General features: G+C 60.2%; 11 protein-coding genes and 1 tRNA gene. 7 read left to right on the top strand and 5 right to left on the bottom strand.

Features of this window, described 5'->3' with window-relative positions:
* The first annotated feature begins 113 nt into the window (after window positions 1-113).
* From B5G34_RS08920 to ptsP, 5 genes are read left to right on the top strand one after another with little or no spacing between them, the layout of a single operon-like run.
* The gene (locus B5G34_RS08920; protein WP_087336226.1) at window positions 114-857 is read left to right on the top strand and encodes a DeoR/GlpR family DNA-binding transcription regulator; all 744 of its coding nucleotides are present in this window, start codon (window positions 114-116) and stop codon (window positions 855-857) included.
* Between the two features lie 3 nt (window positions 858-860).
* Window positions 861-1,763, top strand: a complete 903-nt coding sequence (gene pfkB / locus B5G34_RS08915; RefSeq protein ID WP_087336224.1) for a 1-phosphofructokinase — start codon at window positions 861-863, stop codon at window positions 1,761-1,763.
* Between the two features lie 42 nt (window positions 1,764-1,805).
* Entirely contained in the window at window positions 1,806-3,722 is a 1,917-nt protein-coding gene (locus B5G34_RS08910) for a fructose-specific PTS transporter subunit EIIC (RefSeq protein WP_087336222.1), read from the top strand.
* 35 nt (window positions 3,723-3,757) lie between these two features.
* Window positions 3,758-4,021, top strand: coding sequence for an HPr family phosphocarrier protein (locus tag B5G34_RS08905; RefSeq protein WP_087336219.1), 264 nt, complete (start codon window positions 3,758-3,760; stop codon window positions 4,019-4,021).
* 33 nt (window positions 4,022-4,054) lie between these two features.
* The gene (gene ptsP, locus B5G34_RS08900) at window positions 4,055-5,767 is read left to right on the top strand and encodes a phosphoenolpyruvate--protein phosphotransferase (RefSeq protein WP_204245930.1); all 1,713 of its coding nucleotides are present in this window, start codon (window positions 4,055-4,057) and stop codon (window positions 5,765-5,767) included.
* 88 nt (window positions 5,768-5,855) lie between these two features.
* Here the strand turns inward: ptsP and B5G34_RS08895 are convergent, their stop codons facing one another.
* Entirely contained in the window at window positions 5,856-6,206 is a 351-nt protein-coding gene (locus tag B5G34_RS08895) for a winged helix-turn-helix transcriptional regulator (RefSeq protein ID WP_087336217.1), read from the bottom strand.
* Window positions 6,207-6,348: 142 nt separating this feature from the next.
* Between B5G34_RS08895 and B5G34_RS08890 the strand changes: the two genes are divergently transcribed.
* Window positions 6,349-6,894: a flavodoxin family protein gene (locus tag B5G34_RS08890; protein WP_087336215.1), complete on the top strand. Its 546-nt coding sequence runs from the start codon at window positions 6,349-6,351 to the stop codon at window positions 6,892-6,894.
* Between the two features lie 58 nt (window positions 6,895-6,952).
* On the opposite strand, the gene deoC is transcribed toward B5G34_RS08890, so the two are convergent.
* The 3 genes from deoC to B5G34_RS08875 all read right to left on the bottom strand — a co-directional run bounded on the left by deoC (window position 6,953) and on the right by B5G34_RS08875 (window position 9,268).
* Complete coding sequence (deoC, locus tag B5G34_RS08885) at window positions 6,953-7,618, bottom strand: deoxyribose-phosphate aldolase (RefSeq protein ID WP_087336213.1); 666 nt, start codon at window positions 7,616-7,618, stop codon at window positions 6,953-6,955.
* Window positions 7,619-7,642: 24 nt separating this feature from the next.
* Entirely contained in the window at window positions 7,643-8,770 is a 1,128-nt protein-coding gene (locus tag B5G34_RS08880) for a DUF362 domain-containing protein (RefSeq protein WP_087336211.1), read from the bottom strand.
* Window positions 8,771-8,974: 204 nt separating this feature from the next.
* Window positions 8,975-9,268: a hypothetical protein gene (locus B5G34_RS08875; protein WP_087336209.1), complete on the bottom strand. Its 294-nt coding sequence runs from the start codon at window positions 9,266-9,268 to the stop codon at window positions 8,975-8,977.
* A gap of 127 nt (window positions 9,269-9,395) precedes the next feature.
* Between B5G34_RS08875 and B5G34_RS08870 the strand changes: the two genes are divergently transcribed.
* Window positions 9,396-9,470: transfer RNA gene (locus B5G34_RS08870), tRNA-Thr, on the top strand.
* Between the two features lie 65 nt (window positions 9,471-9,535).
* Here B5G34_RS08870 and B5G34_RS19400 read toward each other — a convergent pair.
* Complete coding sequence (locus B5G34_RS19400; RefSeq protein WP_275532293.1) at window positions 9,536-9,982, bottom strand: hypothetical protein; 447 nt, start codon at window positions 9,980-9,982, stop codon at window positions 9,536-9,538.
* Window positions 9,983-10,114 lie beyond the last annotated feature (132 nt).

Here is a 10,114-nt window from a genome sequence, read left to right as displayed (position 1 = left end):
AGGGATTGGTCAGCCAGTTGCTCCCCTTATTGTAGCTTAGGCACGAGATGGAGAGAAAGCCGGACTGGCTGCCCGGCTTTCCTGTCCAAATTTATTGTAATAGGAGGGATCCCATGCTGGCAGAACAGCGATTTGAAGCCATCCTCCAGGAGCTGGCCGACAATCGAGCGGCCAGCGTGACCCGGCTGTGTGAGCTCACCGGTGCATCAGAGGCCACCATCCGCCGGGATCTGACCATTCTGTCCCGTCAGGGACGGCTGAACAAGGTCCACGGAGGCGCGGTACTGGCCAGCGGCACCTTTCAGGGAGAGGAGCCGGATGTCTCCACCAAGACCCTGCTCCATCGGGATGAGAAGGACCGCATTGCCCACTATGCCGCAGGGCTGGTCAATGACGACGACGTGGTCTACCTGGACGCCGGTACCACCACCGTACGGATGGTGGAGTACCTGAAGGGCTCCGGCGCCACCTTTGTCACCAATGGCATCAGCTGTGCTCAGCGGCTCATGGAGCTGGGCCTGCGGGGCTATGTGCTGGGCGGCTTTCTCAAGCCCGGCACCTGGGCGGTGGTAGGTGCCGGGGCTCTGGAGGAACTGGGGAAGTACAACTTCACCAAGGCCTTCCTGGGCATCAACGGCATCACCATTCGCCAGGGGTTCACCACCCCCGACCCGGAGGAGGCCGCCATCAAGACCAAAGCCTCTGAGCGGTCCTATCTCACCTTTGTGCTGGCGGACAGCAGCAAGTTTGAGCTGGTCTCCGCCGTGACCGTGCTTCCGCTGGAAAAGGCCACCATCATCACCGAGCACCTGCCCGATCCCAGCTACCTGGAACATACGGTTATCAAGGAGGTATAATCCATGATCTATACGGTAACCTTTAATCCCGCCCTGGACTATGTGGTGTGGATGGACGCCCTCCGTCCCGGCGAGATCAACCGCACCCAGAGCGAGGCCATCCAGTACGGCGGAAAGGGCATCAACGTCTCTACCGTGCTCTCCGCCCTGGGGGTGGAAAACGTGGCCCTGGGCTTCCTGGCCGGTTTTACCGGCCGGGCTCTGGAGGAAGGCCTCCACAATCTGGGCATCCGCACCGACTTCATCTGGCTGCCCGATGGTCTCACCCGCATCAACGTCAAAGTGAAGGGCGGAGCTGAGACCGAGATCAACGGTCAGGGACCCACCGTGGGGCCGGTGGCACTGCGGGCCCTTCAGGACAAGCTGGACCGTCTGGACGCCGGGGATATCCTGGTGATCTCCGGCTCCGTCCCCGCCGCCCTGTCCCACGACGTCTATGAGCAGATCCTGGCCCGCCTGGAGGACCGGGGCATCCAGTTCGTGGTGGACACCACCCGTGACCTGCTGTGCAGCGCCCTTCCCTATCATCCCTTCCTCATCAAGCCCAACAATCTGGAGCTGGGGGAGATTTTTGGAAAAACCCCCGTCACCGATACCGAGATCCGCCACTGTGCCGTCCAGCTGCAGGAGCAGGGCGCCCGCAATGTGCTGGTATCCATGGCGGGCGACGGCTCCCTGCTGCTGGATGAGCGGGGCGGCTGCCACCGTCTGGGCGTGCCCAAGGGCAAAGTCCGTAACTCGGTGGGGGCCGGCGACTCCATGGTGGCCGGCTTCCTGGCCGGCTGGCTGGAGAAGGGCGACTACGGCTATGCCCAGCGTCTGGGTGCCGCCGCCGGGTCGGCCACCGCCTTCTCCGACGGCCTGGCTACCCGGGAACAGATCATGGCCCTGCTGGAAACACTTTGATTCATACGCTACCCTACTCTGATCCGAAAGGAGATCGTTGTTATGCGTATCGTCGATCTGCTGAGCACTGACAAAATTGCGCTGGGCGCTTCCGCCGCCGACAAGGAGGGCGCCATCGACCTGCTGGTGGACCTGCAGGACAAGAGCGGATGCCTGACCGACCGCCAGACCTACAAGGATGCCATCCTGGCCCGTGAGGCCCAGACCAGCACCGCCATCGAGATGGGCATTGCCGTCCCTCACGCCAAGAGCGGCTGCGTCACCTCCCCCAGCCTGGCCGCCTGCATCCTGAAGGAGGGTGTGGATTACGGCGCCATGGACGGACAGCCCTCCGACCTCTTCTTCATGATCGCCGCTCCTCTGGACGGAGACCTGCACCTGGAGATCCTGTCCCATCTGATGGTCCTTCTGATGGACTTCAACTTTATCAGCGAGCTGCGGGCCGCTCCTGATGCCAAGACCTTTATGGAGGTCATTGACAAGTACGAGGCCGCCAAGTTCCCCGAGGAGGTCCCTGCAGAGGCTCCCGCACCTGCCGAGACTTCTGCCTCCGGTCCCCGCATCCTGGCGGTCACCGCCTGCCCCACCGGCATCGCCCATACCTACATGGCTGCCGAGGCCCTGGAGAAGAAGGGCAAGGAGATCGGCATTCCTGTCAAGGCGGAGACCCAGGGCTCCGGCGGCGCCAAAAATATCCTGACCCAGGCAGAAATCGATTCCTGCGACGGTATCATCATTGCCGCCGATAAGGAAGTGGACCTGGCCCGGTTCGACGGCAAGCACGTGCTCCGCGTGCCTGTCTCCGACGGCATCCACAAGCCGGAGGAGCTCATTCGTCAGGCCCCCAGTGCCCCCATCTATCACCACACCGGCGAGGTAGTTCATGAGGCGACCAACGAGAGCATGGGCCGCAAGCTGTACAAGCAGCTGATGAACGGCGTCAGCCATATGCTTCCCTTCGTCATCGGCGGCGGTATTCTCATCGCCCTGGCCTTCCTTCTGGACGACGCCTCCATCGACTACGCCAACTTCGGCACCAACACCCCCATCGCCGCCTGGTTCAAGAACATCGGCGGCGTGGCCTTCAACTTCATGCTGCCCATCCTGGCCGGCTACATCGCCATGTCCATTGCCGACCGGCCCGGCCTGATGGTGGGCTTCGTAGGCGGCGCGCTGGCCGTGTCCGGCGCTACCTTCGCCTCCCCCTCCGGCACCTCCGTCTCCGCCGGCTTCCTGGGCGCCCTCATCGCCGGCTTTGCCGCCGGCTACCTGATGCTGGCCATGCGCAAACTCTGTGATAAGCTGCCCCGGGCCCTGGAGGGCCTCAAGCCCATCCTGATCTACCCCGTGGTTGGCCTGCTCATCATCGGCCTGTTCATGTGCCTCATCAACCCCATCGTGGGCGCCATCAACACCGCCCTGTACTCCGGCCTGGAGGCCATGGGTGAGGGCAGCAAGGTGGTGCTGGGCATCGTGCTGGCCGGTATGATGGCCGTGGATATGGGCGGCCCCTTCAATAAGGCCGCCTACGTGTTCGGCACCTCCACCCTGGCCACCATGGCCGCCGGGCAGGGCTCCGACATTATGGCCGCCGTCATGATCGGCGGTATGGTCCCCCCCATCGCCATCGCCCTGGCTACCACCTTCTTCAAGAACCGCTTCACCGAGGATGAGCGCAAGTCCGGCGTAGTCAACTATATCATGGGCCTGTGCTTCATCACCGAGGGCGCCATTCCCTTCGCCGCCGGCGATCCCCTCCATGTCCTCCCCTCCTGCATCGTGGGCTCCGGTGTGGCCGGCGCCCTGTCCATGGCCTTCGGCTGTGCCCTCCCCGCCCCCCATGGCGGCATCTTCGTCTTCCCCATTATGACCAATGTGCTGGGCTATGTCATCGCCCTGGCTGTAGGCTCCCTGGTGGGCATGGTCCTGCTGGGTGTATTGAAGAAAAAGAAAGTATAATACTGCGATATTGAACGAAGAAAGGAAGTATCATTATGGTCACCGCTACCACTAAGATTGTCAATCCTCAGGGCATGCACATGCGTCCCGCTCAGCTCTTTGTCAACACCATGGCCAAGTATAAGAGCGACGTCACCATCGTCTTCAACGGCAAGAGCATCAACGCCAAGAGCATCATGCATCTGATGGCCGCCTGCATCAAGCAGGGCAGCGAGATCGAGATCCAGTGCTGCGGCGAGCAGGAGGCGGAAGCCCTCCAGGCCGCAGTGGAGCTGGTGGAATCCGGCCTGGGCGAGTAAGCTCCCCGGCCGTCCAAAACAGGAGGAACCGCTATGATCTTACGTGGCATCGCCGCTTCCGACGGCATCGGCATCGGCAAGGCCGTCTGTGTCCGGGAACAGAGCCTGGACTACTCCGCTGTCAAATACGGCGGCAAAGAGGTTGAGAAGGACCGCCTGCAGGGCGCCATCGCCCAGTTCAACGAGAAGACCACCGCCATGGCCGAGCACATCCGCGCCCAGGTGGGTGAAAAGGAGTCGGAGATCCTCACCGGCCAGATCATGATGCTGGGCGATCCCTTCATGCAGAGCCAGATGGGCGAGGTCATCGACGCTGGCCAGTGTGCCGAGGCGGCGGTGGACCAGGTGTGCACCATGTACGCCGAGATGTTCGCCGGGGTGGATGACGAGCTGATGCGCCAGCGTGCCACCGACGTGCGGGACATCCGCAGCCGGATGCTGGCCATCCTGCTGGGGGTCACCGGGGTGGACGTCAGCCGTCTGCCCGCCGGCAGCGTACTGGTGGCCCATGACCTCACCCCCTCCATGACGGTGGGGCTGGACAAGGAGCATGTGGCTGCCATTCTCACCGAGGTGGGGGGCCGCACCAGCCACTCCGCCATCCTGGCCCGGGCGCTGGAGCTGCCCGCGGTGCTCAGTGCGCCCCGTGCTATGGAGCAGCTGAAGGACGGCGACAGCGTCATTGTGGACGGCAGCGACGGCGTGGCTCTGGTCAATCCGGACCAGCGGACCCTGTCCGAGTACCTGACCAAGCAGGAGGCCTTCCGCAGGCAGAAGGCCCTGCTGGCGGTCTACCGGGACAAGGAGACGGTGGACGCCGAGGGCAACCGCTACGCCCTGTACGCCAATATCGGCTCCCCCGCCGAGGCGGAAGCCGCCGCTGCCTCCGGCGCCGAGGGCGTCGGCCTGTTCCGCACCGAGTTTCTGTTCATGGACCGCTCCAGCGTTCCCTCCGAGACCGAGCAGTACGAGGCCTATCTGGCCGTCTCCCGCACCATGGCGGGCAAGGAGGTCATCATCCGCACCCTGGACGTGGGGGGCGACAAGGCGGTGGATTACCTGGGCATGGCCCATGAGGACAACCCCTTCCTGGGCCACCGGGCCATCCGCTACTGCCTGGACAACCCTGACCTGTACAAGGTCCAGCTGCGGGCCCTGCTGCGGGCAGGCGCTGAGGAGAAGAACATCAAGATCATGCTTCCCCTGGTCACCTCTCTGGAGGAGATCCTGGGGGCCCGGGCTCTGCTGGAGACCTGCAAGCAGGAGCTGGAGGCCGAGGGCCTGTCCTACCACAAGGACATCCCCCTGGGCATCATGGTGGAAACTCCCGCCGCCGCTCTCATTGCCGACCTGCTGGCCCGGGAGTGCGACTTCTTCTCCATCGGTACCAATGACCTGACCCAGTACACCATGGCGGTGGACCGTGGCAACGCCCAGGTGGAGAACCTGTACACCACCTTCCACCCCGCCGTGCTCCGCTCCATCCGCAGCATCATCACCGCCGCCAAGGAGGCAGGCATTCCGGTGGGCATGTGCGGCGAGGCTGCCGCCGATCCCCGGCTCATCCCTCTGCTCATGACCTGGGGCCTGGATGAATTCTCAGTAAGCGCCTCCGCCGTGCTGGCAACCCGAGCTCAGATCCACCGCTGGCACGCCGCTCAGGCCGCTCAGGTAACCCAGGAGGCCATGGGCCTGTCCACCGCCGCCGGTGTGGAGGGCTACCTCAAATCCGCAGCCAAAGACTAAACCTACTCCCTTTTTTCCTTTTTCCTTTCCTTACCGACCAAGAGGCCCCCGGCTTTTGCCGGAGGCCTCTCAGTCGTTATACAGAATATCAAGGCAGTCGGTTTTGCTCGCCCCAGTCGCACATCTGATCTAAAATAGGGATCAGTGACCGGCCCCGCTCCGTAAGGCTGTACTCCACCTTGGGCGGGATCTGGGGATACTCCTCCCGGTGGATCAGCTGGTCCGCCTCCAGCTCCTTCAGGGTGGAGCTGAGGGTCTTGTAGGATATCCCCTCGATATACTTTTTCATCTCATTGAACCGGACCACCCCAAAGCACATGAGGGTATAGAGAATGGTCATCTTGTATTTTCCGCTGATCAGTGACAGGGTATAGCTGAAACCGGTATCTGCCAGACGGGCGGAGGAAATACATGCTTTGTAGGCTTCCGGTGCTTTCATGGGGCACTCTCCTTTGGGTTAGTATTGAACCTTGATGCAAGTATCGCACTTTTATGTGCGTACTTGTTCTTTCCCCAGTTCTTGCTATGATTGTAGTATCCGGTTCCGGGAAAGTCAATCCTACAGATCAAGGAGGAGCATTATGGGTAAAAATATCGTTGTGATTACAGGCAGTCCCCGCAAAAACGGGAACAGCTTCGCCCTGACAGATAGTTTTATCAGGGCGGCAGAGGAAAAGGGCCACACTGTTACCCGGTTTGACGCGGCTATGATGAACATCGGCGGCTGCCGGGCCTGCGAGACCTGCTTCCAGACAGGCAAGCCCTGCGCCTTTGACGATGATTTCAACACCATTGCCCCCGCCATCCTGGCGGCCGACGCCATCGTCTTTACCATGCCGGTGTACTGGTACTCTATTCCCGCTCAGATCAAGGGCGTCATTGACCGGCTCTATTCCCTGGTGGTGGGCGGCAAAGATATTGCAGGAAAGGAGTGCGCCCTCATCGCCTGTTGCGAGGAGAAGGACCTCTCCGTTCTGGACGGCGTACGCATCCCCATGGAGCGCACCGCCGCGCTGAACCGGTGGACCATGGTGGGCGAAGTACTGGTACCCGGCGTCCTCAATCCGGGCGATGTGGACAGCACCGACGGCTGTCGCCAGGCGGCTGCCCTGGCGGACCGCATCTGACCGAGCTGAAAAAGGCTTCCCTGCGCTGAAGCGCAGGGAAGCCTTTTCCTTTACTGTCTCAATAGCCCTGAGGCGTCTGCCCCTTCACCAGCTTGACGATAGCGGAGGTACCTAAGCGATCCGCGCCCAGATTGATAAAGTCCTCCGCGTCCTGCAGGGTGCGGATTCCGCCTGCTGCCTTGATACGCACCTCGGGGCCCACGTTGGCCTTGAAGAGGGCTACATCCTCCCGGGTGGCGCCGCCGGTGGAGAAGCCGGTGGAGGTCTTGATATAGTCGGCACCGGCCTCGGTGACGATCTGACACATCTTGACCTTCTCCTCCTGGGTCAGCAGGCAGGTCTCCACGATGACCTTCAGGATGCGGCCCTGGCAGGAGCGCTTGATGGCGCGGATCTCCTCCAGCAGGTCCTCCCACCGCTGATCCTTGACCCAACCGATATTGATGACCATATCGATCTCATCGGCACCGTTGCGGATGGCGTCCTCAGTCTCAAACACCTTGACTGCGGTGGTGGAGTAGCCGTTGGGGAAGCCGATGACGGTGCAGATCTTCAGGGCGTTGCCCACATAGTCGGCAGCCTGCTTCACATAGGCGGCAGGAATGCAGACGGAGGCACAGTCATACTTCATACCGTCGTCACAGACCGCCTTGATCTGGCCCCAGGTGGACTCCTGCTTCAGCAGGGTGTGGTCACAGCGGCTCAGGATCTCCTTTACATCCATGTCGAATCTTCCTTTCTGAAGAGATTATTTTACCTCGATCAGCTCATAGGAGCGGGTACCCACACCGATCTTTTCACAGTGGGCCAGGCACACCTTCCAGTCGGTGTTGGGCATGCTGTTGATAAAGTGGTCGTGATGGTCGCAGAAGCCATCGGCGTGCATCTGCTCATCCAGCAATGACCCAGGGATGGGCGGCTGGCGCAGGCATGCGTCAGCACAGGCCTGGTCCAGGGCCACCGGGTCAAAGGAGGCAAACATGCCCACATCGGGCACAATAGGTAGGTCATTTTCCTCATGACAATCACAATAAGGGGAAACATCAATGACCAGACTAATGTGGAACTGGGGACGGCCGTCCACCACCGCCTTGGTATACTCCGCCATGCGGCAACACAGCTCCTCCATGGCGCAGTCGTTGCCGGCATGGATGGCATCCACGTTGCACACAGCAATGCAGCGGCCGCAACCCACACACTTGTTCAGATCAATGGAGGCCTTCCGGTCCTCTCCATAGGAGATGGCATCATGAGCGCACTGAGCGAAGCATTTGCCACAGCCTACACAGCTACTCTGCTCCACCACCGGCTTACCCTCGGCGTGCTGCTCCATCTTGCCCCGGCGGGAGCCGCAGCCCATGCCCAGGTTCTTGATGGCGCCGCCAAAGCCGGTCTGCTCATGGCCCTTGAAGTGGGACAGAGAGATGATCACATCGGCCTCCATAATGGCCTTGCCGATCTTGGCGGTGGTAATGTGCTCCGCGCCGGCCACCGGCACCTCCACATCGTCGTTGCCCCGCAGTCCGTCGCCAATGATGATCTGACAGCCGGTGGACAGGGGTGAGAAACCATTTTCATAGGCGGCGTCCAGGTGCTCCAGGGCGTTCTTCCGCCGCCCGGGATAGAGGGTGTTGCAGTCGGTGAGGAAGGGCACGCCGCCCAGGCTCTTGACCACATCCGCCACCGTCTTGGCATAGTTGGGCCGCAGGAAGGCCAGGTTGCCCGGCTCGCCAAAGTGCATCTTGATGGCGACCAACTTCCGGTCAAAGTCGATCTCTCCGATCCCCGCCGTGCGGATCAGCTTCTCCAGCTTGTTCAGCAGGTTCTTGCCGGGCCGGCAGCGCAGGTCAGAATAATATACCTTTGCCTGTTCCATAGGTTCAACATTCCTCCTAGTGTAACACTGTAATGTTCAAGCACCCTTATTTTATACTGGTTTCTTCCTGTCCGCAAGTGCTTTTCCCGGAAAGGCCATTCCCTCCTCATGCGCTTTGAAGGAACTCCCCCCATTCACTGCACAAAACGCCACAATCTATGTTATGTCACCGAAAACCGAATAGTTTCGTTCCTTTTCATCTTTCTATTGCGTGTGGAAAACTCTGTGTAAAAGTGGAGAATTCCTTGTCTTGTCCTGCAACTCAGCAGTGGATAACCCTGTGGACAATGTGAATAACTGCGAGTAAAACTCTTTTTTCTTCATTTTTATGTCTACCTCTTCCCATATTTCACTCTCTGCATCCGTACGATATTTTAGCTGTCTTTCCCGGAAATCCCTCACTTTTTCTTCCCATCTTTTTTCCTGTTGATACTGTAAAAAATTCTTCCGGCAAATTTGCCATCCATAACCCATTCTCTTTTGCATATTCTCTTTCAAATCAAATCCGCCCTATACGCTTTGTATTGTTCCGGCACAGAAAAGATATTGACTCCGCTGTAAAAATGTGATATCATTACAAACTGCAAATGTACTGTTTTCTCCATTTGCAGCAGGTATCTGCTTTGCTAGTGTGGCTCAGAGGTAGAGCAGCTCACTCGTAATGAGCAGGCCGTGGGTTCGATTCCCACCACTAGCTCCAAAAAGTAAGACACGACTTCCGTCGTGTCTTACTTTTTTTATTTTTGGAAACATGCCCTGTTGTCCTCACAGCGGCCTGCGCAGCTTCACAATGGTCACATTGATCTCCCCATCAGTGGCATTGGCCGAACCGCTGTAGGTCAGACTAAAGGTAGTGGCAGCAGGAGCGCGCACGATCAGAAAGGACGAGCCACAGGCACTGGAGCCATCAGTGCTGGTAGCAAAATAAATTCCGTACTCCAAGCGGGGTGCCCCATTGTAGGTGGGCGTCACCTGCATATAGTTGGCCCGCTGGAAGATGGCAGAAACCTTATAAGAAATGAGATAGTACCCCGGCTCCAGTGCAATCTGCGTCTGGGAGGGCTGGGTAATTGCCCCAGTAGGATCGGTGACATCGGGGAACAGGGCCAGCTGGCTGCCCCGCACCAAGGGATACTGGAAATTGAAGAAGGATGCAAAGACATCATCCGGTACCGGTCCCTCTGCCCCAGTGGGCCCGGTGGGGCCTTCCACTCCGCTTGGCCCTGTGGGGCCTGTTGGACCGGTGGGTCCTGCGCCTCCGGCAGGTCCCGCAGGCCCTGTTGTACCTGTCGGGCCGGTGGGCCCTGTGGGACCTGGGGCCCCTTCTCCACCGGCAGGACCGGT

Source organism: Flavonifractor sp. An82 (genome assembly GCF_002159265.1).
Lineage (GTDB): Bacteria > Bacillota > Clostridia > Oscillospirales > Oscillospiraceae > Flavonifractor.
Note: the sequence above shows the minus strand (reverse complement) of the source record. Positions and strands in the feature narration are given on the sequence as shown.